This is a genomic window from Dehalobacter sp. CP, from assembly GCF_047652685.1.
Taxonomy (GTDB): domain Bacteria; phylum Bacillota; class Desulfitobacteriia; order Desulfitobacteriales; family Syntrophobotulaceae; genus Dehalobacter.
Genome location: NZ_CP157399.1, coordinates 1,200,041 through 1,225,596, shown reverse-complemented (window position 1 = coordinate 1,225,596; position 25,556 = coordinate 1,200,041). Strand labels below are relative to the sequence as shown.

At 45.7% G+C, this 25,556-nt stretch carries 29 protein-coding genes and 1 pseudogene; 8 read left to right on the top strand and 22 right to left on the bottom strand.

Features of this window, described 5'->3' with window-relative positions:
• Positions 1-196: 196 nt before the first annotated feature.
• Both AAH944_RS06255 and AAH944_RS06250 read left to right on the top strand, forming a co-directional pair.
• Complete coding sequence (locus tag AAH944_RS06255) at positions 197-1,486, top strand: FAD-dependent oxidoreductase (protein ID WP_415537393.1); 1,290 nt, start codon at positions 197-199, stop codon at positions 1,484-1,486.
• On the top strand, positions 1,483-1,764 hold the full coding sequence (locus AAH944_RS06250) for a ferredoxin family protein (protein ID WP_415537391.1): 282 nt from the start codon (positions 1,483-1,485) through the stop codon (positions 1,762-1,764). The genes AAH944_RS06255 and AAH944_RS06250 overlap by 4 nt, the downstream gene beginning before the upstream one ends.
• 201 nt (positions 1,765-1,965) lie before the next feature.
• Here AAH944_RS06250 and AAH944_RS06245 read toward each other — a convergent pair whose 3' ends face one another.
• Positions 1,966-3,906, bottom strand: a complete 1,941-nt coding sequence (locus tag AAH944_RS06245; RefSeq protein ID WP_415537389.1) for an AAA family ATPase — start codon at positions 3,904-3,906, stop codon at positions 1,966-1,968.
• A 407-nt stretch (positions 3,907-4,313) separates the two neighbouring features.
• On the opposite strand from AAH944_RS06245, the gene AAH944_RS06240 reads away from it, so the two are divergent.
• Positions 4,314-5,672: a protoporphyrinogen/coproporphyrinogen oxidase gene (locus AAH944_RS06240; protein ID WP_415537388.1), complete on the top strand. Its 1,359-nt coding sequence runs from the start codon at positions 4,314-4,316 to the stop codon at positions 5,670-5,672.
• A 350-nt stretch (positions 5,673-6,022) separates the two neighbouring features.
• Here AAH944_RS06240 and AAH944_RS06235 read toward each other — a convergent pair whose 3' ends face one another.
• The 7 genes and pseudogenes from AAH944_RS06235 to AAH944_RS06205 form a co-directional block, all read right to left on the bottom strand.
• The gene (locus AAH944_RS06235) at positions 6,023-7,228 is read right to left on the bottom strand and encodes an acyl-CoA dehydrogenase family protein (RefSeq protein WP_415537386.1); all 1,206 of its coding nucleotides are present in this window, start codon (positions 7,226-7,228) and stop codon (positions 6,023-6,025) included.
• Positions 7,229-7,489: 261 nt separating this feature from the next.
• Positions 7,490-7,570, bottom strand: coding sequence for a hypothetical protein (locus AAH944_RS06230; RefSeq protein WP_415537799.1), 81 nt, complete (start codon positions 7,568-7,570; stop codon positions 7,490-7,492).
• The gene (locus tag AAH944_RS06225; protein ID WP_415537384.1) at positions 7,543-7,863 is read right to left on the bottom strand and encodes a hypothetical protein; all 321 of its coding nucleotides are present in this window, start codon (positions 7,861-7,863) and stop codon (positions 7,543-7,545) included. Before AAH944_RS06225 ends, AAH944_RS06230 begins: the two co-directional genes overlap by 28 nt.
• A gap of 36 nt (positions 7,864-7,899) precedes the next feature.
• Positions 7,900-8,340 carry a hypothetical protein gene (locus AAH944_RS06220; protein WP_415537382.1) on the bottom strand — a complete coding sequence of 147 codons (441 nt, stop codon included), beginning with the start codon at positions 8,338-8,340 and terminating at the stop codon, positions 7,900-7,902.
• 170 nt (positions 8,341-8,510) lie between these two features.
• Positions 8,511-9,242 carry a GNAT family N-acetyltransferase gene (locus AAH944_RS06215; RefSeq protein WP_415537380.1) on the bottom strand — a complete coding sequence of 244 codons (732 nt, stop codon included), beginning with the start codon at positions 9,240-9,242 and terminating at the stop codon, positions 8,511-8,513.
• Positions 9,239-9,705: pseudogene (locus AAH944_RS06210) on the bottom strand (GNAT family N-acetyltransferase). The gene AAH944_RS06215 and the pseudogene AAH944_RS06210 overlap by 4 nt, the downstream one beginning before the upstream one ends.
• A gap of 392 nt (positions 9,706-10,097) precedes the next feature.
• Complete coding sequence (locus tag AAH944_RS06205) at positions 10,098-10,373, bottom strand: hypothetical protein (protein WP_415537379.1); 276 nt, start codon at positions 10,371-10,373, stop codon at positions 10,098-10,100.
• A 169-nt stretch (positions 10,374-10,542) separates the two neighbouring features.
• Here AAH944_RS06205 and AAH944_RS06200 point away from each other — a divergent pair, with 169 nt between their 5' ends.
• A complete protein-coding gene (locus tag AAH944_RS06200) occupies positions 10,543-10,968 on the top strand; it encodes a hypothetical protein (protein ID WP_415537377.1) in 426 nt (141 codons plus the stop codon).
• A 45-nt stretch (positions 10,969-11,013) separates the two neighbouring features.
• On the opposite strand, the gene AAH944_RS06195 is transcribed toward AAH944_RS06200, so the two are convergent.
• From AAH944_RS06195 to spoVAC, 4 genes are read right to left on the bottom strand one after another with little or no spacing between them, the layout of a single operon-like run.
• Positions 11,014-12,537, bottom strand: a complete 1,524-nt coding sequence (locus AAH944_RS06195; RefSeq protein ID WP_415537375.1) for a spore germination protein — start codon at positions 12,535-12,537, stop codon at positions 11,014-11,016.
• 4 nt (positions 12,538-12,541) lie between these two features.
• Positions 12,542-12,904 (bottom strand): stage V sporulation protein AE, encoded by a 363-nt coding sequence (gene spoVAE / locus AAH944_RS06190; protein ID WP_415537373.1) that lies wholly within the window; start codon positions 12,902-12,904, stop codon positions 12,542-12,544.
• 13 nt (positions 12,905-12,917) lie between these two features.
• Positions 12,918-13,928 (bottom strand): stage V sporulation protein AD, encoded by a 1,011-nt coding sequence (gene spoVAD, locus AAH944_RS06185; RefSeq protein ID WP_415537371.1) that lies wholly within the window; start codon positions 13,926-13,928, stop codon positions 12,918-12,920.
• A 22-nt stretch (positions 13,929-13,950) separates the two neighbouring features.
• On the bottom strand, positions 13,951-14,421 hold the full coding sequence (gene spoVAC, locus AAH944_RS06180; protein WP_415537369.1) for a stage V sporulation protein AC: 471 nt from the start codon (positions 14,419-14,421) through the stop codon (positions 13,951-13,953).
• 191 nt (positions 14,422-14,612) lie between these two features.
• Between spoVAC and AAH944_RS06175 the strand changes: the two genes are divergently transcribed.
• The 3 genes from AAH944_RS06175 to sigF are packed head-to-tail and all read left to right on the top strand — an operon-like array spanning position 14,613 to position 16,201.
• On the top strand, positions 14,613-14,930 hold the full coding sequence (locus AAH944_RS06175) for an STAS domain-containing protein (RefSeq protein ID WP_415537367.1): 318 nt from the start codon (positions 14,613-14,615) through the stop codon (positions 14,928-14,930).
• Positions 14,931-14,960: 30 nt separating this feature from the next.
• A complete protein-coding gene (spoIIAB, locus tag AAH944_RS06170) occupies positions 14,961-15,398 on the top strand; it encodes an anti-sigma F factor (protein WP_415537365.1) in 438 nt (145 codons plus the stop codon).
• Positions 15,399-15,412: 14 nt separating this feature from the next.
• The gene (gene sigF, locus AAH944_RS06165; protein WP_415537363.1) at positions 15,413-16,201 is read left to right on the top strand and encodes an RNA polymerase sporulation sigma factor SigF; all 789 of its coding nucleotides are present in this window, start codon (positions 15,413-15,415) and stop codon (positions 16,199-16,201) included.
• A gap of 95 nt (positions 16,202-16,296) precedes the next feature.
• Here sigF and AAH944_RS06160 read toward each other — a convergent pair whose 3' ends face one another.
• The 3 genes from AAH944_RS06160 to AAH944_RS06150 all read right to left on the bottom strand — a co-directional run bounded on the left by AAH944_RS06160 (position 16,297) and on the right by AAH944_RS06150 (position 18,693).
• Positions 16,297-17,469, bottom strand: a complete 1,173-nt coding sequence (locus AAH944_RS06160) for a D-alanyl-D-alanine carboxypeptidase family protein (RefSeq protein WP_415537361.1) — start codon at positions 17,467-17,469, stop codon at positions 16,297-16,299.
• A 92-nt stretch (positions 17,470-17,561) separates the two neighbouring features.
• Entirely contained in the window at positions 17,562-18,050 is a 489-nt protein-coding gene (locus AAH944_RS06155) for a CoA-binding protein (RefSeq protein WP_415537359.1), read from the bottom strand.
• A 250-nt stretch (positions 18,051-18,300) separates the two neighbouring features.
• Complete coding sequence (locus AAH944_RS06150) at positions 18,301-18,693, bottom strand: pyridoxamine 5'-phosphate oxidase family protein (RefSeq protein WP_415537357.1); 393 nt, start codon at positions 18,691-18,693, stop codon at positions 18,301-18,303.
• 157 nt (positions 18,694-18,850) lie between these two features.
• Here AAH944_RS06150 and AAH944_RS06145 point away from each other — a divergent pair, with 157 nt between their 5' ends.
• Entirely contained in the window at positions 18,851-19,192 is a 342-nt protein-coding gene (locus AAH944_RS06145; RefSeq protein WP_415537355.1) for a winged helix-turn-helix transcriptional regulator, read from the top strand.
• An 8-nt stretch (positions 19,193-19,200) separates the two neighbouring features.
• Here the strand turns inward: AAH944_RS06145 and AAH944_RS06140 are convergent, their stop codons facing one another.
• The 7 genes from AAH944_RS06140 to AAH944_RS06110 all read right to left on the bottom strand — a co-directional run bounded on the left by AAH944_RS06140 (position 19,201) and on the right by AAH944_RS06110 (position 25,554).
• Complete coding sequence (locus AAH944_RS06140; RefSeq protein WP_415537353.1) at positions 19,201-20,502, bottom strand: pyrimidine-nucleoside phosphorylase; 1,302 nt, start codon at positions 20,500-20,502, stop codon at positions 19,201-19,203.
• A gap of 48 nt (positions 20,503-20,550) precedes the next feature.
• Positions 20,551-20,673 carry a hypothetical protein gene (locus AAH944_RS06135; RefSeq protein WP_415537351.1) on the bottom strand — a complete coding sequence of 41 codons (123 nt, stop codon included), beginning with the start codon at positions 20,671-20,673 and terminating at the stop codon, positions 20,551-20,553.
• Between the two features lie 629 nt (positions 20,674-21,302).
• A complete protein-coding gene (locus tag AAH944_RS06130; protein ID WP_415537349.1) occupies positions 21,303-22,136 on the bottom strand; it encodes a purine-nucleoside phosphorylase in 834 nt (277 codons plus the stop codon).
• On the bottom strand, positions 22,129-23,313 hold the full coding sequence (locus AAH944_RS06125; RefSeq protein ID WP_415537347.1) for a phosphopentomutase: 1,185 nt from the start codon (positions 23,311-23,313) through the stop codon (positions 22,129-22,131). Before AAH944_RS06125 ends, AAH944_RS06130 begins: the two co-directional genes overlap by 8 nt.
• Positions 23,282-24,253, bottom strand: coding sequence for a site-specific tyrosine recombinase XerD (gene xerD / locus AAH944_RS06120; RefSeq protein ID WP_415537345.1), 972 nt, complete (start codon positions 24,251-24,253; stop codon positions 23,282-23,284). Before xerD ends, AAH944_RS06125 begins: the two co-directional genes overlap by 32 nt.
• Positions 24,254-24,356: 103 nt before the next feature.
• Positions 24,357-24,956 (bottom strand): stage II sporulation protein M, encoded by a 600-nt coding sequence (locus AAH944_RS06115; protein ID WP_415537343.1) that lies wholly within the window; start codon positions 24,954-24,956, stop codon positions 24,357-24,359.
• A 73-nt stretch (positions 24,957-25,029) separates the two neighbouring features.
• On the bottom strand, positions 25,030-25,554 hold the full coding sequence (locus AAH944_RS06110) for an NUDIX domain-containing protein (protein WP_415537341.1): 525 nt from the start codon (positions 25,552-25,554) through the stop codon (positions 25,030-25,032).
• Positions 25,555-25,556: the final 2 nt, after the last annotated feature.

Here is a 25,556-nt window from a genome sequence, read left to right as displayed (position 1 = left end):
TCAATAAAATATACTCAAAGTCATAGTTGCTAACAGATATACTAGGTAAGCTGATTTTGTTCAGTTCTAGAAATCAAAACTGAAAGGGGTTATAAGAGTGGGGTTATCATATGCTACAAATTCACACTCGATGTCCGGGAGATCAAAGTCAATGCCGATGGCTCAACCAGTCTAAGAACAGAAAGGAGGTTCACAAATGAGTGACTATGATGCCATTGTGGTAGGGGCGGGACCGGCCGGTTTAGCTGCCGCCTACAGGCTTGCTAAGGCAGGCGTGGAAGTCTTGGTGATAGAGCGTGGCTCTTACCCCGGGGCGAAAAACCTCTCAGGCGGGCTGTTGTTTGGCCGGATTCTGAGGGAACTTATCCCTAAGTTTCCGCAGGAAGCGCCTCTGGAGCGCCACATCAACCGCTATATTTTAACCTTCATGACTGAGGACTCCACATTCAACCTTGACTTTAAGGGCCAGGGCTTTTCGCAGGAACCGCATAACGGTTATTCGGTTCTGCGGGCTAAGTTTGATCGTTGGTTGGGGGAAAAAGCTGAAGAAGCCGGAGCCACCCTTATTACTAATATTAAGGTTGATTCACTGCTTATGGAAAACAACGTTGTTAAAGGTATTGTGGCCGGGGAAGAAGAAATGACGGCGAATGTCGTAATCGCTGCCGATGGGGTCCTTTCCTTTCTCGCTGAACAAGCCGGTCTCCGTGATCGGTACAATCCTGCTAACTTTGCCGTCGGGGTAAAAGAATTGATCGGATTGGACCGAACTACGCTGGAAGAACGTTTTGGTCTTACCGGTAATGAAGGTACCGAATACGCTATGCTCGGCTATCCGACCAAAGGTGTTTCCGGAGGCGCTTTTTTCTATACGAATGCCGATAGTATTTCGGTTGGTCTGGTCATGCATATAGATCACACCAGTTCCCATCAGGTCAGCCCGTCCGAGGCCCTGGAGGATTTTCTGGCTCATCCGGCTATTGCACCGCTGATCCGCGGCGGCAAGGTATTGGAGTACGGTGCCCATGTTGTGCCTGAAGGCGGCTACAACGCGCTCCAGAAACTATTCACCGACGGTCTTTTAGTAGTTGGCGATGCGGCCGGCTTGGGTTCCAATAACGGCTTTACAGTAAGAGGGATGGATTTGGCGATAGCCTCCGGCATTTATGCTGCAGATACAATCCTGGAGGCTAAAGCCAAAGGGGACTTCTCCGCCGCAACACTGGCCTCGTATAAAAAGAAATTAGAAGACAGTTTTGTGCTCAAGGACATGAAAACCTATGCCGGCGCGGCAGCTTTCATGAAGGGTGATCGGCTATTTAACGCCTATCCGAAATTGGTGGAAGGCATATTCACTTCAATCTATACCCAGGAGAGCATCCCGAAGGAGAATCTTTTAAAGAGCGTATTGCAGGCCAGGAAAGAGAACGGTGTTAGCTACATGAGCTTGGGTAGTGATGTTTGGAAGGCGGTGAAAAATCTATGAACGGCTTGAGTGTTCCAGAAAAACTTTCTATTAATAAGTATGAACTCGACGAGAGTCCGCACATCAAGGTTGACCAAGAAATCTGCCGGGAACGTTGTCAGAACAGGGTCTGTTTGTTTATTTGTCCCGCCAAAGTCTACAATGAACAGAATGGTGAACTTGCTGTCGATCACGCGGGCTGTCTGGAATGCGGTACTTGTTTAGTCGCCTGTACCCAGAAAGCCATAGATTGGCAATACCCGGCAGGCGGTTTTGGCATAGTCTATCGAAACGGTTAAACAAAGAATTTGATTAAAAATGGTTCAAGAAACTAACAAGAGCGGTAAAGAACACCACTCCAAAACAATTATCCGTGCTCACTTCGCTTAGCAGTAGGTGGGCACGGATTTTATTATGTTACATTGTAAGCACACGGAGAAGCCGTCTCTCCTTTGCCATCTTTCGTTATCTTTCCGTAGAGTTTTTAGAGGTTCCCCTTATTATTCTTGAACAGACAGAGCAATATTTGAATGAAGCCATTGACGCCGGGATGGGGTTAATAGCTGATAGGCTCCTTCTCGCACCATAGGATTATCAAAAGCATAACGTTGTTCATTGTCAATAACTATAAAACCTTTTTCCAGTAAATCTTCAATGCCTTTAAGCACCTCTGTTTTGGATAAATTAGTCGCCTTAACTATCGTAGCGTAATCGAAAACTTTACCGCAAACTGCGGCGGCATCTAAAACGTTGCGGGCTTGCTCCGACAGATCAACAAATTGCGAAAAAAGTCCGTCCCTAATAGTCTGAGGTAAAACAAATTTATTAATAATAGAATTAATATCCACATTACCTTCGAGCGCCGCTTCAATTTTATCTCGAGCATATCTGAGCAACTCAATCATAATAGAAGGATTTCCATCTGAAAGCTTCTTTAGCCAATCGACCAGAACCTCGCTATCGCCCATTTGGAAATACTGGGCAAAAACACGGATGCTGGCGTTGTCTAATGGTTTTAGGGATATGACATTAAGCATGTTTAATTTGTTCAGAAGCTGCTTAAATTTAACCAGCATCGGATTGATGCCACTCAGTAAGCCTTCTGTACAGAGAAAAAATACATCCAGATTTTCACTATACTCAATAATATTCCCTAATAATATTAGGGAATTGTTATCTATCCACTGAATATCATCAATAGCAAAAAGCAATTTTCGTTTTTTACTTAAAATAACTATAAATTGATAAATAGATTCAATTATATCATAATCGTGGCAGGGTTTTTGAAAAGGCGATTTGTCTTGAGGGGCAATTTCCGGTACAAAGCATCGTAATTCACCCCACCAATCAGGGCTTAGCTCCGTTTTTACATCCTCTTTTAACTCATCCCAATTTACGGTTTGAATAAATCTTCGAATAGCGCTGGAAATGGGGTGGAATAGAATATTATTATTCAACTCAAGACATTCACCATAAAAAATAAAGCCTTCCCAGTTTTGCATGAACTCTTGTATAAGTCTGGTCTTACCAATACCAGGAGAACCGTGAACCAACACAAGCTTTCCTGGGAGGCACAATCTTTCAAGCATTTTCATTTCCCCGTCCCGACCATTGAAAGGCACGTAGAAGCGCGAAGCGGCGCCATGATTATATCCAGTTTTTTGAGCATTTTTGTTGATTCTTTGTTGAGCATGAACAAACTCTTTTATAGGCTTTTCATTAATAATTGCTGCATACAGTTCCTGCACCTCTTTCATTGGCGGCAGTCCAACTTCTTCAGACAAAATATGCCTCAGCTTTTCATATGCTTGCGTTACCTTAAGATAATTTCCCATATGATAATGGGCAAGTATGGCGTTGCGGTATAATTCTTCGCATAAGGGATCAATACTTAATGCTTTTTGTATGACAAACAAGCATTGTTGATAATCACACGCATCCAAATAAAGCTCCGATAAAGTTACTAAGCCCCTTAACATCAGCATTTTGTAATGCTCTTGCAGTAGTATTATCCAATCATTGAACGCCGGGGATTCGCTAAGGGAGAATCCGTCCAAAAAATCGCCACGGTATAAGTTGAGGGTAGATAATGTGTCTTTTATTGAGTTAGAGTTATTTACAATAAATGATTCAAATATTTGTGTATCCCTTTTTACCTCCGGTGCAATTGATACATAGGCTTCATTGCTGATAATTATGTTGGGAATGTACTTTTTAATTTCATAAAGATGTACATTAAGATTATGCTGCGCACTATAAATATCTCTATTCGGCCAGAAGAGTTCTATAAGGCGTTCTCTTCCGATTGGTCTGTTTTGTTCCGCTAAGTAATAGATAAGTCCCCTGCACTTTTTACGTTTAAGCTGTAATTGGAGTTCATTACTGGAGATGATAGGCTTTCCCAAGAGGAAGATTCTCAAAGCATTATCATGAGTAGACATAATGTTCCCTCCTAGTATTGAAAATGCGTTGCTGAAAACCCCTTAACTATACTAAATCACCAGTTTTATTTGAAATTGCTTACTTTTTGTTGATTTCACCGTTATTGTTAATTGTTTTAATAACAGTGAACTAATTTTAAAACAATGTTCCATTACAGAATTTCCCAAGCGTATTGTATTACCTTTTTTTAATCATTGTCAACAAATTTTTTACTTTGCGAAATTCTTAAACTAGGGAAGACGGACGGCAATAAACCGACCCGGCTTTGGCAAAAGGATGGAAAGGGACACGGCTGGCTGCCGCGCCCATTACCATAAATTTATTACAGAAAGGATAGATATTATGAAAGAGCATTTGGAAATGCGCGTCGGTCGCGGATCAAATTCAGAGAGGGGCGGTGAACAAATTGGATAAGAACAAGAAAATTATTATTGTTGGCGCTGGCTGCGCGGGGCTTACAACCGCCCACAAGCTGATGAAGGAAGGTTATACCAACTTCGAGATTCTGGAGCGAAATCCCGTTGGCGGCGGACGTATGCTCACCTATAAGGAGAACGGTTATTCTTGTGACCTAGCGGCCCAAGTCGTGCATCCCGGGTATAAGTACGCCAAGAATCTCATCCACGAGCTCGGCATGGATGACCAACTCTGCACGGTAAAATTGAGCCAAATGTTGATTGACGACGGGGAAAAACTAATCCCGACAATACCGACCGGAACCCCGGAACTTGATAAATACAACGCCGAATGGCTGGCTAAAATGGGGCCTGAAAACTTCATGAGGCTGGCGGCGGACATAAAAGCGCTCTGTGATAATGAAAAGTACCACGAGGGTTCTGTAGAATGGGGCATACACTTGGACAACAAAGGAAACTTCAGGGACTATATTGTTGACAACTATGGTGAGGGTGTGCTGAAAGGATTTGTCGAGCCCGTACTGTCGGCGATTGGTCTGGTGCATCCGGAGAACACCGGCGTCATATTCGGCTCGATGATAATGTGGACCATGCTGGCTGGCGCAGCGGATGTCCTTGCCAACGGAGTAGGCAGCCTTGCCGAGGCCATTATCAAAAAGTGCGGAGATAAGGTTAAGACGGGCGTCGAGGTACAGGAGATCGTCATCAAAGACGGAAAGGCTGTTGGCGTCAAGACAAAGAGCGGATTTATGCCGGCCGACGCTGTTGTCTGTGCCGCGTCCGCAAATAAAGCCCTAAAGATTCTGCCCAACGCTCCCGAATCAATTCGCTCCGCGCTCTCAAAGGTTACTTACTGTCCGACGATAACCACGCTTCTCTTCCTCGATAGGGACAAGGCGCGGTTTCCATATGACGCCACTGGAGCACTGCTCATGCGGAGCAACGGTAACCCAATGGGTGCAATTTCGCTGTCGTCCTCCAAAACTGAACGCTGCGTCCCGCCCGGAAAAGAGTGTATCCTTATGTGCCTTTATGAGGAAGGGGCAAGGAAGCTTTGGAACGCAAGCGATGAGGAAGTGCTAAATGAGGTTATGCGTTATATGGGTCGCATCATGCCAGAAACCGTAAACGCCATAGAGGGTATTCATACTGCCAGATTTGCTGAAGGGAACTATATCATGGAACCGGGTTGCGCAACAGCGATAAAGTACATGCGCGAGAATCACTACAAGGATGTGGAGGGGTTGTATCTCTGCGGCGAGTATATGTACACCGGTTCCTACGAGTCGGCTATCGCGGCGGGAGGCCGTACCGCCCAAGTAATCGTGGGGCAGTTGGAGCACATATAGCTTCGCGGCTTTTAAAAGAAACTCATATAGGCCCAGCGGTCAGGCAGGTGCAAAACATTTTGAACTAATCTGCCGGCGCGGTAGAGTGACGGAACAGACAATCCCTTAGCCAAAAGCAAAAATATCAGATACCTGTTTTAGAGCATAGAAAAGGCTTAAATACAGGTATTTTTTTATTTTGGAAGCGACAAATTTTTGTGACAAAAGTTTTGGTTGAATAGCGAAAACACCAAGGACTGAGGACAATTAGTCCGAAAGCTCATACCCTTGGTGTTATTTCGCTTTTTGTATTTGGTATTTTGTTACGGAGTTTACGTTACAGTCCCGCTGATAACATGATTACGAATGTTTTATACACACTCAAATTCTGCGCCAGGCAGCCCCATGTATTTGGCAGCGGTAGCCAACTGCATCTCGCTGGTGCAAACTCCGATTCCGAACCCCACTGCGTCACGTAAATAACGTTCGATACCTGTATCGGGGTTATACCCTGCACAGCCCCACAACTGAATACAGTCGGAAGTAATTTCACGGGCAGTATCACAGATATACGCCTTAGCAAGGGATGCGTAAAGTACTGCGTCTTTATGGTTCGTTTCAATCATTCTGGTTGCGGCGATTAAGAAAGAGCGGCTCGCTTCTATTTTGCACTTCATAAGCGCAAGCTTGTACTGGATTGAGCCAAGAGATGCCAGTGGCTGGAAATTTGTAGTGCGATGCTTGAGATATTCTACAGTCTTGTCAAAAGCTGCTCCCATTGCCCCCATAGAAAGAGCGGCAGTTCCTACTGCATTTCCTTTCCCACTAGGTACTGCATCCACCTTTTTCCTATTAATAACAGTGCCCGTCTTGGCTCCAAATTCTTTAGGTACGCGGACGTTATTCAGCTCTATCGTACCATACATCGGACTATTTCCCATTTCAGGAGCGGGGGTTATTTTCAGACCAGGAGTATTCTTTGCATCCATTGCCCATCTGTGCATATCGCCGTCAACAAGCCCGGTTACCATAAGAACGTCACAGAAAGATGCACCTGATGAAAATGCCTTAGTGCCATTTAGTACCCACTCGTCTCCTTCGAGCCTCCCGATATCGGCGTGTTCACTATAGTTACACTGTCCCTCGGGACTATTCTCCGCATCCGCAATAATAAGTTCGCCTGAGAGAAGCGCCTCTCCCCATTTGGCGAAAGCGGCAGGTACCTCTATCGCAAGCAGAAGTGCAAACCCACCGTTTTCCCCAGTGTGGATAGCTAATCCTCCGTTAACTCTGGCAACCTCTTCAAGGATTATAGTTTGAGCGGTTAATCTCTGCCCATACCCGCCAAGCTCTTCCGGCACATTTATTCTGAGATAACCTTTATCCCCAAACTTCTTGATAAATTCCTTTAATAAAGGATCTGCCGTTTCTGCCTTAAATGATTCTCTGAACCTGGGATCAATGAATTCCTCACAAAATTGTCTAACATTTTTCTTTAGCAGCCACTCCTCTTCCGTATACCCGTAACCTTCCCCGCCGGTTGCTATGCCCGGCATAGCGCCATGTAAATCGGACATTACTCTCTTGCCCCTTTCTCATTCAAATTTATAAATATGCCTTATAAAAAAATAATAATCATTAGACGTCAACATAAAGACAACAAATAGTAACAGTATTGCACACCACGGGCAGCAGTTCGCTGACACTTTTCATTGGCATTTTTTTAGATCTTGCTAATTTCTTTGATCCCATAACTGGTCAGAAGCATTAAAGACATGGGCGGTCTTGCGCTGAAGCTCATAACACCGGGATACGATGGCATGCCGAACCGGTTAGTACTACTGCCTAATGCCAAGAGAGGTATGGGTTTTTCCTGATCCAGGGTTACCGATCATGACGATGTTTTGTCTATTCTTAATAAAATCACAAGATGCAAGTTCTGAATATATCCTTCTGAAACATGTTCTAATCTGGTAAAGTCAAATTCGTCCAAAGTCTTCATTACAGGAAATCCGGTTTTTCTGATTCTGCGAAGCTGACCGGCTTCCTGTCTTTGCCTGAGCTCAGCTTTCATCAGTTCACATAAGAATTTATCGTAGCCATCGCCTGGCGAGAGTTGCCTTATGATATTTTCGTAACCGCTGAATGTTGGGGGCCTCAGTTGTTTAGCGTAGAGTTTAATCGTCTCTTTTAAAGGATTGATACTACTCATACCACAGCACCCACACTAAGGAAGCTGTCGTATTTTTCAAACTGTGGTTTTGTTACTTTGACATCCCATCTTGAAGGCATTTTTACCGGTTGAGAAGTCGTCTACTCTGGCAATGAGGTTTCGCCCAGGATCAAATTTAAATTTAGGAAGGTTAGCCATCCTTGCACTTGCGCTCTGCGCCATGACGCCAACGGTTTGCTCTCTGCCTGTGATGTTGTTCTCCCGGTATTTTAGACACCGGCGCAGGATTTCCGCATTTAGCTCCTCGATGGTTGCTACCCGGGGGATGGGAACAAGGATATTGCGTCTTACCCAGCCGACCAGCCCCTCAACGAGCCCTTTTTCATGTCCGGCTGCGATGTTGCAAGATTCTGCTTTGAAAGCATAGTGAGCGGCTAGAGCAGCATACCTGTACTGTATTCCGGCATGGAAGCCAAAGCCTTCTTTTACTGCTACTTTGGCATTGTCAAAGATCACTTTGCGAGGATCCCCGCCAAAATACTCCAATCCACAGACTTGTCCTTCAAGGAAGCTTTCTTCGTTTTGCCGGTAAAATTCTTGGCAATAGATATCTGAACTGTAACATTCCCGCCTTTTCTTTCATTTCTAAAATTAGACTCCGCTTTAAATAAGGTTTAAATCCATTACTAATGCCCGTACGCCCCTTGATAATGCTTCACGCACAAATAAATATCGTAGGCGTCTTTAGGTTTTCCTCTGCCTAACGCTGCAGTTTTCATAACTAAAAAGGGAATTATGGAAACAACCCTAGCTGTACCGGAATCACCCGCCCCATCGGGGCGTTTCGCTTCTAATACAATTTCTGTTGCCCCTACTTCAAAAGCAAAATTACCACCTTTAGCTTTTAATGCTTTTAATCCTTGAATATGTTGACTTCTTTTGCTTTCATTTGTACCACCATACAAACCGGCGAGTATATCTAAGTCAACCTCATAAGTTTGGGCTTCATCAAACCCTTCCTTACCTGTGCCTCCACTGACAATGATATATTGAAAATATTTGTCTTTATAGAGTTCCGCGGCTTTATCTAATCTACCCTGTAATCTTTGTGACGGAGTTCCATCCAATTCAACCTTATTTCCTAAAACGATCCCAACATCACACTGACCCAGGTTATCGACTAATCCATCAATCGTGATCAAAATAGTATGTGATAGAAACCATAGTAGACCGGCAATTATTATTAATTTAAAAAACCTCTTCAGCATCACTTTATAGCAGCCTTCTCCCTGCGCAATTTCCAGTGCTTTTTTCAGCAACCTTGTACCGTATCCTTTATTGCGATAACCCTCGTGCGTAACAACATTTTCGATCAATCCATACGGCTTTGCTCCCCTTGTCAGATTATTAACAATCACAAGGACACCATCTTCTTCATGGGTACAAATGTTATTCCATCCTTCGTAGCTTGTTGTCCTGTTACTTCAAACCCAAGTTTTTTATATATTTAACTGCATATGGCGACGAATTTACACTTATCTCGCCAATCTCTGATTTTTTCTGAACACACTTCTTTAAAGCATCTGAAAAAAGGGCTTTGGCAATTCCCCTGCCGTGATATGCTTTATTAACAAAAAGCAGGCTGATATGACTATGGTCCCTCATCGCTATGACGCCTACAAGTTCTTCGCCGTCAAAACAGCCTGATATAAAAAATCTTCCGCTTTCCAGTAATATTTTAAGTTCTTCCGGCTGTATGAATTTTCTAAATGTATCAATCCCCTCCTGAGAATAGCCAGGCGCGACATATTGTGAAAAAACAATCCATATAAGGCTTGAAGCCTCGGCTAAATTATCGGGTTTTAATTCTCTGATTTCCATCTCTGTTCCTTTAACCTGCTCCCTTATATCGTTTTATGATTGGTTAAATAACCCAAGGTTATAACTGGAAATTTATTTCTAATATAACATGGTGTGTGACCAACTTCCATGTTTTTATGTCCATTTCGTTTGTTTATAAAAATTCTCTGATTTCAGTCCAAATCTTACTCAATAATACAAAAAAGACGCTGTTTGAATCTGGCATCTCCTTGACGGCAGGCCATATTTCTAAAAAGCATCTATAATGATAAATTAACTCTCAAATCAGTATCTGTAAGTAATCCCGGATTAAAAGCATTAACGGTAATCTGTTTTCATATGAATCGCCTTTCATTGCGGTACGTAGACAGACACAGACAAGCCCTGATCATTAATCAGGGCTTCGTACTACATTACTTTTCCCCGTCTAACTCCCGGTTAATTCTTTCCTCAATTTCCTGATCGGTCAAATCATACGCGTCCATCAATTCCCTGGCCCTTTGTCTCTGTTCATAGTAGTAGGCGCGTTTTCTCCGTCTGAGTTCTGAGATATCACTGCCCCTATCATCAGTCCAGTCAACGTTCCGTCGTCCCCTGATCGCTTTAAAGAAAAAATAAGACAACGAAGCTGTTACGACCAGCATCAAAAGCGCCGTTAACGGACTTCCAAAACCAAAACCTATGATCACAATTAACCTCTCCCCATAAATTACTATTAATGTAGCACAATGGTAATTGTTTTCGTATAATACCTTAGCATGATCAACTTTTATATTCTTTCTTTATCTTATCATATTTTTGTTGAGTTTTATGCTTTCAAATCAGGTATCCGGTACGAATTAATTGAGGGAGATCAACATGAGCAATATGTTGTTTACCAACCATATGTCTTTGGCAGCAGCTGCAAACGATCCGCGTTATTTTTCTATGACCAGCGGAAATTACGGTAATCCCCGCACAGTTTCATACCCGTATTCCCACACAGGACAGACAGGACAGCCAAGGGCCGTACTTCCGGCGGCATTTTTACCTGGTACCGTTCTGTCGACTGCAAAGCTGCCAGGTGCACTCCTGCCGAGCCCGGTTCTGCGAAGTCCTGTTCTCCCCTCTTCTATTCTTCCAGGTTCTTATCAAAACGGCTATTTGATACCTGCTGCCCCGCAGGTGACTATCTCTGCAAATAATCTGAATAAGATCCTAATCGCCATTTTACTTCTTGTTTCCCTGGACTTGGTGTTTGTCCGGCCGGGCCGCTCTTTGCCATCCATGGCATTGCGGCACTAGGCCGTCCGTGGCCGTCGCCGGGCCTTGTCTTTCGTGAACATCCGTCTAGGGATTTGTTCTTTCTTTAGGCTGTTTTCCCTTCGTTTGTTTATCCTTAGGCTGCCTGATTCGATCCTTTGGTTTGAAGATACTCGGTCTAAGGTTGTTAATCGGGACCGGATTACGTATCAGGATTGTAGACAGCGCCTTAATATCCATTGGAATCAACGGCCAGAGATACGGTACACCAAAAGAATTGGTCCGCAGCAGAATAAATAAAACAAGCAAAACGCCCGCTCCAAATCCCCAGAAATTAAACAACCCGGCAGCCAGGACAAGGAATAGGCGGACAAGCCTGTTAGCCTGAGCCAGTTCATAACTTGGTGTCGCAAATGTCCCGACTGCCGCAATAGCGGTATACATCACAACCTCCGGTGTAAACAGCCCGACCTGTATCGCCACATCACCCATCATGAACACCGCGATTAAACCCAGGGCTGTAGCCAGAGGCGACGGGGTATGAATCGCCGCCATCCGCAGCATATCGATTGATAATTCTCCCATTAGCACCTGAAATAACAAAGGAATTCTAGCCGGTTCTTGTACTCCGATAAACTTAAGCCCTTCGGGAAGCAGCTGCGGATTCAAAGCTGCAGCGAGCCAAAGCGGCGTAAGAAATACGGACAGAAATATCGCGATAAACCTGACCCACCGCAAATACATACCCACAACCGGCTCTTGGCGGTATTCTTCCGCATGCTGGACATGGTGCCAGAACGTACACGGCGCGATGATAATACTCGGAGAAGTGTCGACCATCACAATAACATTGCCTTCAAGCAGATGTATTGCTGCCACATCAGGCCTTTCCGTGTACCTGACCCTTGGAAACGGATTCCAAAATTTACTGCCGAGGATGAACTCTTCAACCGTTTTTTCCGCCATAGGAATCCCGTCTATTTTTATATTTTTAATTTCTTTTTCAATGTACTCCACCATTTTGGGATTCGTAATATCTTCGATATAAGCAATGCAAACATCCGTTTTGGAACGGCTGCCTGCTTTCACCAGCTTCATCCGCAATCCCGGATCACGCAGGCGGCGACGAATCAGGATGGTATTAAAAACCAACGTCTCCGTGAAACCATCACGTGAACCCCTCGTTACCCGCTCAATATCCGGTTCCTGAGGCATGCGGCCCGGGTAAGTCCTGAGATCCACAATGATAGCCTGCGTTCTTCCCTCAATCAGTATCGCCATTGTTCCGGATAATAGAAAGTAGATGACTTCATCCATGGCTTCGACTTCCGAAACCTGCAGATCAACTATTTTGGACTTTACAAGTTTGTCTACCGCATTCACGGCGAGTTCCACGCGTTCGATCTGCGAAAGCACTTCCAGGATCATATTGCTGGCAGGTCTGCTGATCATTCCATTGACGGAATAGATTGCAATCTTTTTGCCGCCGATGTTCATTTCCCGAAGTACAATGTCAAAGCTTTCAGGTACACCGAGTTTTTGATTCAAATAACTGACGTTTTCCTGATAGTTTTTGGAAATGCTCATTGTCGTTTCTGCTGTTGAGCTCATATCATCAACCTTTCGGATTAAATACAATTGCTGTCAGATATCCGAACAATACCGCAACGGCAATTCCTGTTGCACCGGTCTGAACACCGCCGGCCAGAACCCCAAGTATGCCGCCGTTTTGTGCTCCTTCGATCGCACCTTTGACCAGCGTATATCCAAAACCGGAAAGCGGCACGGTTGCTCCGGCACCTCCGATTTTGACCAGAGGTTCATAAAGCCCCAGTCCGCCAAGAACAACTCCGCCGGTCACGTACCCGACCAGCACATGTGCCGGCGTGATTTTGGCTTTCGTCAAATCCATCAGCAGCTGTCCGGCGACGCACAGAAGTCCGCCAACCAGAAAAGCAGGTAAAATGTTATTCAGCATCAAAAGACCTCCCTTAACTCATTTCAATCGACACGGCATGACCAATTGCCGGCATGGATTCACCCTGTTGGGATGATACAGAACTATGAAGGCTTCCGCTTCCGACAAACAAGATTTTTTGCAGTTCCCGGCTATTCAATTTATTCAGGAGGTACCCTGTCAGCACGACCGCGGAACAACCGCACCCGCTCCCGCCGGCATGCGCATCCTGTTCGCTGCTGTAAATCATCACGCCGCAATCCGAAAAATTGTTGGACAGCTGCAGGCCGCTTCGTTTTAAAACCTCAAGTAAGAGTTGAAGCCCGACCGTCCCGAGGTCTCCGGTAATAATCATGTCATAGTAATCCGGCTGACGGCTGAGGTCCTGAAGATGATTCAGGATGGTGTCGGCAACAGCAGGTGCCATGGCCACACCCATATTGTTGGTATCGGTTTCACCGTAGTCTAAGACTCGGCCAATCGTTGCACTTGTGATTTTGGGTCCTTCTCCTTGATCAGCCAGAAGGATGCTGCCTGCTCCGGTTACCGTCCACTGGGCATACATTGCTCTCTGGTTGCCCTGCTCATTTGGAAAACGGTATTGTCTCTCCGCTGTCTCATGATGACTGGATGCACTGCAAAGTACTTTAGACGCGAACCCGCCGTCGATCAGCATCGCCCCCAGGGCAGAGGAAAGCGCCATTGTTGAGCAGGCGCCATAGAGACCGATAAACGGAAGGCCGATTTGTCTGGCAGCATAGTTGGAAGAAATAATCTGGTTCAGCAGATCCCCTGCCAGGTTATAATCCACGGAATCCAGCAGGACATTTGCTTTGGCTGCAGCTTTCGTCATGGAAGTCTCCAGCATTTTCATTTCTGTTTTTTCCCAAGTTTTTTCACCCGCGTAATTGTCCTTCAGGACCATATCAAACGTATCTTTTAACGGACCCTGGCCTTCCTTGGGTCCGACAACGTTATACCCAGCCAGAATAACAGGCGGCTGACCAAATACAACCGTCTGGTTGCCTACTCTTTTGAAATTCAAAATGTTTTTCTCCTTTCGGTAATTATCTGATCAGTAAATAGATCAAGCCAACAATGATTGAACTTGTAATTCCATAAACCAAAACTGGGCCGGCAATCGTAAAAAGCTTCCCGCCTACACCGAACACATAGCCTTCTCTCTTATATTCAAGTGCCGGTGAAACCATCGAATTTGCAAAACCGGTCACGGGAATGATCCCTCCGGCTCCCCCGTATTTGACAATCGTGTCATAAACACCGAGACCGGTCAAAAGAGCCCCTATTATTATCAGCGTCGCTGTTCCGGCTGTCTGAGCAGCTGTTTTAGCCAGCCCGATGTAATTCATGTAAAAATTGACAATCATCTGACCAAAGCTGCAGATGATTCCGCCGATAACAAATGCTGACAGCGCATTTTTCAAAACCGTTGGTTTTGGCGAAAACTTTTCTGTTAATTGTTTATATTCCTCCTGGGTCACCGCAACGGATGGAGGACGGAGTTTTGATTCCGACAATGATTTTCACCCCTTTTTTTGATTAATAATTCCCGATTTTTCGCTAAGAAATTCAGGTATTATCAATTGTTTTATTTGTTTATCAACTTTATACCAGAATCAGTCAATAATTTCAGAACCAAGCACGAAGGAAATATTTGGGTGATGTCGAAAGATAGATTTAACGACTTGTAATAAGGAGCGTGGCATCCATGAAAAAAAGAATTGAACGACAAACCCTGCATTTATATCTTGAAGGCGAACTTGATATGAAGAATGCCAGTGAATTAAAAAGCGTGATTGACCTGGATATAGAGAAAAAAGGAGTCAGGACGGTGATCCTGCATCTGGATGATCTCCATTTCATTGACAGTTCCGGTCTAGGGGTTATCTTGGGACGATATAAAAAATTGCTTCCTCTTGAAGGAAAGCTTAAAATTGCCAATGCTCCGCCGCATATTTACCGGATCATGGAACTGTCGGGGCTTCCCAAAATTATAGAATTTTTACCAAAAGAACCTGCCGTATAAATGAATTTAAAGTTGAAGGGAGAATAATCAATGGAAGTCAATAAAATAATTCTGACATTCTCGAGTCTGCCGCAGAATGTAACAATCGCCCGCATGCTGGCCTCTTCGCTTGGAGCCCAAATGGATTTGGCCTTAAGCGAGCTTGAAGAACTGAAGGTCGCTGTCTCTGAAGCAGTTTCCAATGCAATCATCCATGCTTACAGCAATGCACCTGATCAGTTTGTCACGTTAGAGCTGGAGGCAGATGAAACGAAAATCTCCATACAGGTAACCGATAACGGCTGCGGTATCCCCGATGTGAATCAGGCCATGCAGGCTTCTTATTCTACGGACCCTGACAGAATGGGACTTGGTTTTATCTTTATGCAGTCCTTCATGGATGAACTGCGGGTTGAATCTGAAGTTAACAAAGGAACCAAAGTATTGATGGTGAAATACTTAAGCCATAACCGTCCGTCCTCTCATTAAGAGGGGGTGTGAAGATGATTCAACGACTTTCAGATATGAACCTGCCCCGTTTTCCCCTGCTCTCCGAACAAGAATTGATGGAGCTTTTGCACAAAGCCCAAAATGGCGACATCGATGCCCGGGAGCGTTTGGTCAATTGTAATTTGAAGCTCATTTTTAATATGATCCAGCGTTTTTCCCACAGGGGATATGATCTGGAGGATCTCTTTCAGATCGGCACCATTGGCCTAATCAAAGCCATCGATAAATTTGATTTCTCGTACGGTGTTAAATTTTCTACGTACGCCGTACCGATGATCATTGGAGAAATCCGAAGATTTTTAAGAGATGACCATCCGATTAAAGTTCCACGTTCTTATAAAGAGCTGGTTTACAAAATCAACCGTTCCCGGGAAAAGCTTTCTTCGGAATTAAATAGAGAACCCACGCTGAACGAAATTGCAGAAGATATTGGCACCCCGAGCGAAGATATTATACTCGCCATCGAAGCAGTGCAAAGCCCGTCGTCGATACATGATACGCTTTATCAGGACGATTCCGATCCTATTTATGTGATTGATCAAATTCCGCAGGAGAAGGATGCCGATCCGGGATGGTTTGAAAAAATTGCCTTGCAGGAAGTTCTCGATAAACTGCCCGGAAGGGAGAAAGAGGTTCTGTATCAGCGATTCTTTGAGGACAGAACGCAAAATGAAATTGCTAAAGTCATGAACCTCTCCCAAGTCCAGATTTCTAGGATCGAACGCGCGGCCTTACTCCATTTAAAGCAGATCCTGAACGACAGTCCTTCTGAATACGAGTAGATCGCTTTGTAAATCCCGTTAACAACAAAGATAAAGTGGCTTTGCTCGGATTCGTCTGAAGATAATGGAAGCAACGTTACTTTGGAATCGAGCTACTAGTTGGCATAGATCGGCGGGGTCATGCTGTAGGACTGCCGGACCGTACGCTTGAACATCTCCAGCAGTCCTGCTTTTCCAACTGCTTCTCCAGCTACAAGCTTTATGCTGTCTGCTTCTTTCTGGCCGCAATAAATGATCATCTCTCCGAGCTGCTGTCCCTTGGCAATTGGTGCGGATACCGGGTTTGCAAAATACCTGGTTTCAATCCGGCATTCTTTCTCCTTCCCTTTTTCAACACACAAGCCGACAGCTTCCTGACTGACAAGGTCAACTGTTTGCAGCTTCCCTTTATGAACAATGACTTCTCCCTGTTTGGAACCGGCAGGGGCAAATTCTTTATAAACATAATTGGCAAAACCATAATTGTACATCTTCATAGACTCCTGAAAATGGCCTCTGACCTGCGGGACTCCCATGACAACACAGATCAGTCTCAGGCCATCTCTTTTTACGGTTGAGGCCAAGCAGTATTTTGCTTCCTGCGTCCAGCCGGTCTTAAATCCATCGGTTCCCTCATACCACCATAAAAGTTTATTGGTATTCCACAATTTAAAATCGCCGTTGCGCAGTTCATATTCCTTCATGGATGTCAGCTGTGATACCAGCTGGTATTTGAGTGCTTCCCTGCCTAAAATCGCCAGATCATAGGCACTCGTGTAATGCCCCTCAGCCGGCAGTCCGTATGCGTTGGCAAAATGGGTATTCTTAAGTCCTAATTCCTTGGCCTTTCTGTTCATCGAATCCACGAATTCCTCATGGGTTCCGGAGATATGTTCCGCAACAGCCACGCAGGCATCATTTGCCGACCCTACTGCGATCGAGATCAAAAGTTCTTTCAGGGTGAACTTCTCTCCTGGTTCAAGATATATTTGCGATCCGCCGAGAGAAGAGGCATTCTCACTCGCCGTCACCGTGTCGGTCAGTTTGACTTTGCCCTCTTCGACAGCTTCTGCTGCCAGCAGCATTGTCATCAGCTTCGTAACGCTTGCCGGAGGCAGTTCCTTGTGAGCATTCTTTTCATAAAGAATTTTGCCCGTTGCCGCATCCATAAGAATGGCACTTTCAGCAGATGTCTCAATATTTGCGGCCTTTACCGGCGCCGCAATCCATCCGAGCAAACATGCCGCGGCCAGAACCACTGTCAGCATCCGTAAACAAAATTTAGGCATACTAAAACCTCCCAAGCTAAATTGTGTTTGTTGTTTTAGTATGCCCTTATAAAATTAAATCATGTTATGTTTCCAATATTCTTCAGATTGGATTAAATCCTCTGATACTTTCCCGGTACTTTATTAACCTTCCAGCCGTGCCAATAACAAGGATTCAGATACGCAAATGGTCTTGGATAGGTTTTATGTTTCAAAACGCAACCGCGAACCACTTCGATTTCATTCTCCACACACGCTGCGTCAAGTTCAGGCGTCCAATTCTGTTCCTGAAACCAGATTGCTTTGGCCTCGCATTCCACAGTTTTCCTGACAATGTCCTGAATCAGCTCCGCCCTAAGGCACGGAACCACAACATCAACTCTACCCTGAAGTGCGCTTAAATCCGGATAAACCCTGCTCCCTTCAAATGTTTTTAGATCCGGAGCAACCAGGTAGACCCTGCAGCCAAAGTACTTAAGACAATGGGCTGCTTTCCAAGCATGCTTATGCTTCAGAAAACGGTCTGAACTGGCATAGACAGCATACCGCATACTTGTATCCAGACTGCCGGAAAACGCATAGATCATCTTGGCTTCTTTCATCGGTTTCACTCCAGTCAGCGTCAGTATCGGGTTAGACCCCACGCATGAGTGTAATGTTTACAAATGATTGATCAACAGGTATGTAAAGAACCGTTAAATAGCTGTATTTAAGAATAGTCTATGAGATGCGCATTTAAAAATTGCCTGAAGACACAAAAAGACCTAAACCTTTTACCGTTCAAGTCTTTATTTCTTCTAAGTCTTTATTTCGTTCAGGTCATATTAAGTTTTTCAGGTGATATTGAAATTCTCAGAACGTAATCTCCACCGGGTCTGCGGTAAAGGAATAAATCGCTGCTGCGGCTTCCGTAAAGTACAGAACCTCACAAAGCCCGTCATCGCACTTGTACATATTTCTTAAACTCGGATTGGCTTCGAACATCGCTTCACGTGCTTCAGGGCGCGGGTCAACGGCAACTTCCCCGACGAGGCGGATCCATTTGTCTCCAACCATTCCGGAAATTTCAACTTTCGGGTTCTTAAGCAATTGTGCAAAGACATTTTTCTGATTATTGGTGCAAATGTACGTTTTCCCGTCATACTCGGCGACGGCGCCGAACGGACGGACATGCGGCTGATCACCGTCTACTGTAGCAAGGTAAAATGTCTTGGCGTCGGCCAGAAACTGGGCAATTGGATTCATGTTCTTGACTCCTTTCAAAATAACACGTTATAATTGTGACATATCATCATAATAACAGATATCCAACATCGAACAAGTACGATTATTTTCTATTCTAAGTATCTAAATAGATACTATAGACACTAACCATGTTATTACAAGAAGTGGAGTAAAAAAAATGAAACAAGAAATCAATTTGTTTGGCAAATGTCCGTACTTTACCGCCCAAAAAATTTTTTCCGGAAAATGGTCCATTCTGATTATTAACCATCTCAGAGAAAAGACCCATCGTTTTGGAGAATTGCAGCGCAAGATTCCGGGTATCACCCAGGCCACACTGACCAAACAGTTGAGATTTCTCGAAGAGTTCGGTATGATTGACCGCTATGTTTATCCGGAAGTACCGCCAAAAGTCGAGTATTCTCTTAGTAAGATCGGCCAGGAGTTTATTCCGGTATTAGAGCAGTTTGAAATTTTCGGCAATAAGTTCATCACCCAGATGTCCGATTATAAAATATAACGGTCTTTTTAGCGGATTACTGTCGAAACCGTCGGTTTAAGCAGCGGCCTTTCTTCGCCAATTGTAATCGCCTCTGCAGCCTTTGCCAATCCAAGCGAACTTTTTTCGGCAGAAGAAGTATACAGCATGCATAATGGTTCACCGGCTTGCACTGCGTCACCGGCCTTTTTCAACAGATAAACGCCTGCGCCAAGGTCGATCTCACTGTCTTTATTTTCCCGGCCGGCTCCAAGAGCCATGGCCAGAAGTCCAATCTTCCGGGCATCAATATGCTGAATATAACCTGCTCTTTCGGCTTTATAAATGATTTTCTCTGAAGCCAGGGGCAGGTTTTTGGTATGTAGCACGGCCGCATCGCCTCCCTGGGCTTGAACAAACGCCAAAAACTTCTCCCAGGCTCTGCCGCTCTGCAGTGTATCTTTCAGGATCTCTCCAGCTTCCGTGATTGTAGCGGCTTTCTTCCCGAGCACAAGCATCCAGCTTGCCAGTTCCAAACACACTTCCATTAAATCATCAGGTCCTTTGCCCTGCAGACACTCAATCGCCTCGAGAACTTCAATACCATTGCCGACGGCCCTCCCGAGCGGCTGATCCATCCTGCTCAGCACCGCTACCATATCTCTGCCCAGATTTTTACCGATCCCAACCATGATTTCCGCCAGTGTTTCGGCTTCTTTCAAAGTCGCCATAAAGGCACCTGAACCGTATTTTACATCCAGCACAACTCCCTGGGCGCCCGCAGCAATTTTTTTGCTCATGATCGAAGAAGCGATCATCGGAATCGAATCGATGGTTGCCGTAACATCCCGTAAGGCATAGAGTTTTTTATCTGCTGGAACCATCCTTCCGGTCTGAGCGATAACCGCTAAGCCGATCCTGCCGACCTGCTGCAGGAATTCCTGCTCTCCTAACTCGACCCGGAATCCGGGAATAGCGGAGAGCTTGTCGATGGTTCCCCCGGTATGTCCGAGTCCTCTTCCGGACATCTTGGCAACCGGAACGCCGCAGGCCGCTACCAGCGGAGCAACAACCAGCGTCGTCTTGTCCCCGACACCTCCGGAACTATGCTTATCGACAAATACTTTCCCCGGAAGGGACAGTTCAAGCTGGTCTCCGCTCTCCGCCATCGCCATGGTCAGCTCCGATGTTTCCTGAACTGTCATCCCCTTAAAATAGACCGCCATCGCCCACGCCGAGACCTGGTAGTCCGGTATGTTTCCCTGAACATAACCCTGAACGATAAACCTGATGTCCTCCCGCCTCAGCGGAAAGCCGTTTTTCTTCTTTTCGATCAGTTCAACCATCCTCATGTTGACGCCGCCTTAAAATGATTTTTCAATTTGGGGCCGGTCTGTGTGTCACAGCACCGCTCTTCGGCAGTTGCGCCCTCCCTGGCGCAAATTGCCGCGCTCCGCATCGTGCTCCGCTTCTCGCGGAACTGTGACACCCAGACTGATTACAAGTCTAAGTCTATTCTGCATGTCATGATGTAAGAATCTTCTTATCATGGCATTGTTGCAAGCATTTCAATACGAAAGCGACAGTCCTACATCCATAGATAAACAAGGCTCACAGTTAATAGATGAGGCTTTCAGCTAAAGAAATGGGGTTATTATTGGAACAACTGTATTTTCAACAATCATCTGCGATTATCTGCGCTGAAATAAAACCCTCAGATCAGTCTGCGTGCCACGGCTCCGCGAAAAGCGGAGCAAGGATTGCGCAGCGCGGCAATTGACGTCCATGGATGGACAAGGCTCACAGTTAATAGATGGGGCTTTCCAGCTAAAGAAATGGGGTTATCATTGGAACAACTGTCTTTTCAACAATCATCTGCGATTATCTGCGCTGGGATAAAACCCTCAGATCAGTCTGCGTGCCACGGCTCCGCGAAAAGCGGAGCAAGGATTGCGTAGCGCGGCAATTTGCGCCATGGAGGGCGCAACTGCCGAAGAGCGGTGCTGTGGCACGCAGACCTACCCCAAATTTGTTTTTCGGCATACAGACCTACCCAAAAGTAATCTTCAGCAGGCAGACCTATCCCAAATCGAAATGATAAAAAGGCTTGCTCAATCCGCAAGGAATAACACTCCTATCGGACTGGATACCGTCAGTCCAGCAACGCGATTAGCTGCCTCATGTACCGCAGAAATGTCTCCTCAATTCGATCCGCCGTCGCCAATACCTCCTGATGGTCAAGCTTTTGCTCCAAGATCCCGGCGGCCATGTTGGTCACACATGAAATGCCGAGCACTTTCATCCCGCCATGATTCGCAACAATGACTTCCGGTACGGTAGACATCCCAACAAGATCGGCCCCAATCGTTCTCAAATAACGGATTTCCGAAGGCGTCTCATAGCTCGGTCCGCTGAGAGCCGCATAGACTCCCTGCCGGGGATTCAAGCCGTACTCCGTCATCAGGGAGAGCGCTCGCTCTCTCCATTTGCCGTGATAGGCTTCACTGAGATCCGGGAAACGCGGTCCAAGATTGCTGAGATTCGCTCCGCGCAGCGGATTGCTTCCAGTCAGATTGATATGGTCTTTGATCACAATCAGATCACCGGGATGGTAATCCGGATGGATGCCGCCGGCGGCATTGGTCACGACCAAACCTTTCATCCCGATCATTTGCATCAGACGGACTGGGAAAGTCACTTCATACATCTCATAACCTTCGTAATAATGGAAACGTCCCTGGAGAACCATGACCTTTCTGTCCCCCAGTATTCCGACAATCAGCTTGCCGGAATGCCCTGTAACGGTAGACACAGGAAAATGCGGGATCTCACTGTACGGAATAACGACCGCATCTTCCACAAGTTCGGCCAGCTTGCCAAGACCTGAGCCCAGAATGATTCCTAGTTCAGGAATGTATGGGATTTTTTTGAGCAGAAAGTTTTGGGCATCATTCAGCCATGTCGTCATGACTTGTTCATTAATCATGCTGATTCTCTCCTTTTAATTGCGTATAAAAACTGGTTCCGGTTTCAATTGGCTGTACCTCCAAATATTCGGCGATGGTTGCTCCAAGATCTGCAAAGCAGGCTCTCTGTCCGAGATTCACTCCCTGCTTCAGCTTCGGCCCGTATACAAGCAGCGGAACGTATTCCCGGGAATGATCTGTGCTTACTGTCGTCGGATCACAGCCATGGTCGGCAGTAATAAACAGGATATCATCCTGCCTGAGAATGCCGGTAATCTCCGGGATTCTGGCATCAAAGGCCTCAAGGGCCTCGGCATAACCCCTGACATTATTGCGGTGTCCATAAACCATATCGAAATCAACAAGGTTTGTAAAAATCAAGCCGGGGTCGTCCCGTCGCAGATATTCAATGGTCTTGCTGATTCCATCGTCATTTCCGCGAGAGCTGACATGCTCACTGACTCCTTTGCCATTAAAGATATCGTTAATTTTGCCGACTGCCAACACCTTCTGCCCGGCTTCAGCAATCCTGTCCAGCAGTGTTCTGGCAGGGGGGTCAACTGCAAAATCATGCCTGTTGGTCGTTCTTTGATAATTGCCCGCTTCACCGAGAAAAGGACGCGCAATAACGCGGGCAACCCGTAATTCACCCTGCAGCATTTCCCGGGCAATTCTGCATATTTCCATCAGTTCGCTTAACGGGATGACCTCTTCATGCGCTGCAATCTGGAATACCGAATCGGCTGAGGTATAAACGATCGGTTTTCCTGTCCTGACATGTTCTGCCCCGAGGCGCTGCATAATTTCCGTACCGGATGCCACCTCATTGCCTAAAGTCAGCCGGCCGATCCGCGCTTCAAACCTTCTGATAAAATCAACGGGAAAGCCGGACGGAAAAGTTGGGAAGGCCTGATCCAGAATGATACCGGTCATTTCCCAATGGCCGGTGATTGTATCCTTGCCTTTTGATCTTTCAGCCATGAACCCATAATTGGCAGAAGGATTGCTTTGGGGAGGAACAAAAGGAATTTCGCGTGCATTGCCAAGACCCATACGCTGAAGATTCGGGATTTTCAATCCGCCTGCCTGTTTGGATATATTCGCAAGCGTATTGCTTCCTTCATCGCCATATTGGGCTGCATCCGGCATTGCTCCGATGCCAACGCTATCCATTACGATCAGTATCGCCCGAGCCATCTGTATTTCCTCCTTTTCTGGCCCGCGGGTGTGATTTGCGGAAAACATCCAGCAGGCGTTTTTTCGTTAAATGCGTATAGATCTGAGTCGTTGATATATCGGCATGTCCGAGCATTTCTTGAACCGAACGCAAATCAGCGCCATTATCAAGCAAATGCGTTGCAAAACTATGTCTTAACAGATGCGGGTAGATACTTGATCCCAGATTGTTTTCCGCCGCCCACTTTTTCAGAATCAGCCAGACACCCTGACGCGTCAGCGGTTTGCCGCGTGAATTGAGAAAAAGAATATTCCTTGCTTCTGCTGTTGGTTTCGGGTTGTGGGCGAGCAGCATTTGCCTTGTGGAATCAATGTATGCCTTTAGGATAAGGATACCGGGCTCACCCAAAGGTACGATTCTTTCTTTATTTCCTTTGCCCCGGCAGCGGATATATCCTAAATGATAGGAAATATCGTTCAGGCTGAGTCCAATCAGCTCTGAGACCCTGAGCCCGCTTCCATAGAGCACCTCGACAATCGCCCGGTCTCTGCTGCTGAGATCATTTTGATTATCATTCCGGTCAATTGCCCTGGTCAGATTGATCTCCGACAAGACGTGGGGCAGCTTTTGTTCGAGTTTAGGGGCCGGCAGAAAGACCGTTGGATCATCATTTCTTTTGTCTTCCTGAAGCAGGTACCCGTAAAATCCCCTTAAAGCCGCCGTATACCTAGCCAGTGTTCTTGCAGATTTCCCCTGCTTCTTTTCGTCCAAAATGAAAGTGATCAGGTCTGAGGTACTGCACTGCAAAACTGTCCTGCCATTTTCCTGAACAAAAAGCACAAATTTATAGAGGTCCCTGCTGTAATTGGAACAGGTATTTACGGAAAGTCCTCTTTCAACACGCAGATGGTATAGATAATCTTCTAATAGATCATCCCTTAATTTGCTATCTTTAGACATAAAATATCCTCCCAGCAGTTCATTTCTACGCAAGGAGGAATTATCCTTTTCTTTAGGGATTATCGTTCACATTTAATTCAAAAAAACAAGGCTCATGCCCTGTCTATAAACCAAAAAGACGGGCTCCCAGTATGGTAAAATATCCCTGTATCACCCCTGTGGCTAAAGCCGCGATGGAGATCAATAGGGCCATGCCACAGTAGTGGAGAAAGTTATTCTTCAAAAAATCGCCCCGCATCCTTCCCTGCAGCAGAAGAAACGAAAAAACAGTCGCCAGACCGGCTCCGAGCAGAAGACACGGAACCGCCAGAAGCGATGGAAAAAGAACCGTAAACAGGACCAAGCCCAAGCCCATCATTTTTTTCAGCTGAATAATGAACACAACGGTAAAACCGAAGATAAATCCTCTCGTAAAAACGATCAGGTACACCAGCGGAGCTCCAATCACCGTCAAGCCGAGGACCCATATTCCTGCCATCATAATAAAGTTATCCCTGGCCAGCTGCTGAAGAAATGACGTGTCGATGGCAGTTGGTTGTTCTCCGAGCAGGCTGTTGAAAAACCCGGTTAGTTCTTTCGCTTTTTCCATGCCCAATGAACCGACCCCAACTGCTCCGAAAACACCTCCTGCCAGAAATACGCAGCAGAGCGTCAGATAGATAACCCAGTACTGCTTGATATGATCGTACAGCATTTTCTTCATCGTTCTACCTCCCCGAAGACTTGTCCTCAAGAAAATCATATTCAGGAAGGCAGAAGACTATGTCATTTATCTTTTATAAAGCCAGAAGCAGACCAATGGCAGTTTTGGCATCAAAGAATCCGCTGCTCCCTGCCATTTGCAGGGCCTGTTCCCTCGGAACAGCTACGACATTCAGAAACTCATCCTCATCACAGTCCAGAGGGGACCAGCTCAGCTGCTGTGCCCGGTAGATATGGATAACTTCATCGGTAAAACCCGGTGATGTATAAAAGGAGCCAAGATAGTTCAGTTCTCCTTCATAACCTGTTTCCTCTCTTAATTCTCTTAAGGCGCAAGTTTCCGGATCTTCACCTGGGTCCATTTTACCGGCTGGAATTTCCAACGTTTCTTTGGCCAGCGCATAGCGGTACTGGCGAACCATCAGGATCTTGCCTTCGTGTTCAGGCACGATGGCTACAGCACCCGGATGCCTTACAATTTCCCGAATGGACGTTTTTCCATTCGGCAGTTCAACGGTATCCTGATTGATACTGATGAACTTTCCGGAATATACGGTCTGTTCGGCAATACATTTTTCTGTCAGGCCATTATTATCCATGA

Bases quoted from the DNA above. Each gene is read 5' to 3' on its own strand.
- AAH944_RS06110 (WP_415537341.1), bottom strand. From the start codon at position 25,554: ATGGATAATAATGGCCTGACAGAAAAATGTATTGCCGAACAGACCGTA.
- AAH944_RS06145 (WP_415537355.1), top strand. From the start codon at position 18,851: ATGAAACAAGAAATCAATTTGTTTGGCAAATGTCCGTACTTTACCGCC.
- AAH944_RS06125 (WP_415537347.1), bottom strand. From the start codon at position 23,313: ATGGCTCGGGCGATACTGATCGTAATGGATAGCGTTGGCATCGGAGCA.
- AAH944_RS06130 (WP_415537349.1), bottom strand. From the start codon at position 22,136: ATGATTAATGAACAAGTCATGACGACATGGCTGAATGATGCCCAAAAC.
- AAH944_RS06195 (WP_415537375.1), bottom strand. From the start codon at position 12,537: ATGAGCTCAACAGCAGAAACGACAATGAGCATTTCCAAAAACTATCAG.
- sigF (WP_415537363.1), top strand. From the start codon at position 15,413: ATGATTCAACGACTTTCAGATATGAACCTGCCCCGTTTTCCCCTGCTC.
- AAH944_RS06140 (WP_415537353.1), bottom strand. From the start codon at position 20,502: ATGAGGATGGTTGAACTGATCGAAAAGAAGAAAAACGGCTTTCCGCTG.
- AAH944_RS06135 (WP_415537351.1), bottom strand. From the start codon at position 20,673: ATGCAGAATAGACTTAGACTTGTAATCAGTCTGGGTGTCACAGTTCCG.
- spoIIAB (WP_415537365.1), top strand. From the start codon at position 14,961: ATGGAAGTCAATAAAATAATTCTGACATTCTCGAGTCTGCCGCAGAAT.
- AAH944_RS06150 (WP_415537357.1), bottom strand. From the start codon at position 18,693: ATGAATCCAATTGCCCAGTTTCTGGCCGACGCCAAGACATTTTACCTT.
- AAH944_RS06225 (WP_415537384.1), bottom strand. From the start codon at position 7,863: ATGAGTAGTATCAATCCTTTAAAAGAGACGATTAAACTCTACGCTAAA.
- AAH944_RS06245 (WP_415537389.1), bottom strand. From the start codon at position 3,906: ATGTCTACTCATGATAATGCTTTGAGAATCTTCCTCTTGGGAAAGCCT.
- AAH944_RS06235 (WP_415537386.1), bottom strand. From the start codon at position 7,228: ATGTCCGATTTACATGGCGCTATGCCGGGCATAGCAACCGGCGGGGAA.
- AAH944_RS06115 (WP_415537343.1), bottom strand. From the start codon at position 24,956: ATGAAGAAAATGCTGTACGATCATATCAAGCAGTACTGGGTTATCTAT.
- AAH944_RS06155 (WP_415537359.1), bottom strand. From the start codon at position 18,050: ATGAAAGAAGCCAAGATGATCTATGCGTTTTCCGGCAGTCTGGATACA.
- AAH944_RS06250 (WP_415537391.1), top strand. From the start codon at position 1,483: ATGAACGGCTTGAGTGTTCCAGAAAAACTTTCTATTAATAAGTATGAA.
- AAH944_RS06255 (WP_415537393.1), top strand. From the start codon at position 197: ATGAGTGACTATGATGCCATTGTGGTAGGGGCGGGACCGGCCGGTTTA.
- AAH944_RS06175 (WP_415537367.1), top strand. From the start codon at position 14,613: ATGAAAAAAAGAATTGAACGACAAACCCTGCATTTATATCTTGAAGGC.
- xerD (WP_415537345.1), bottom strand. From the start codon at position 24,253: ATGTCTAAAGATAGCAAATTAAGGGATGATCTATTAGAAGATTATCTA.
- spoVAE (WP_415537373.1), bottom strand. From the start codon at position 12,904: ATGCTGAATAACATTTTACCTGCTTTTCTGGTTGGCGGACTTCTGTGC.
- AAH944_RS06200 (WP_415537377.1), top strand. From the start codon at position 10,543: ATGAGCAATATGTTGTTTACCAACCATATGTCTTTGGCAGCAGCTGCA.
- AAH944_RS06160 (WP_415537361.1), bottom strand. From the start codon at position 17,469: ATGCCTAAATTTTGTTTACGGATGCTGACAGTGGTTCTGGCCGCGGCA.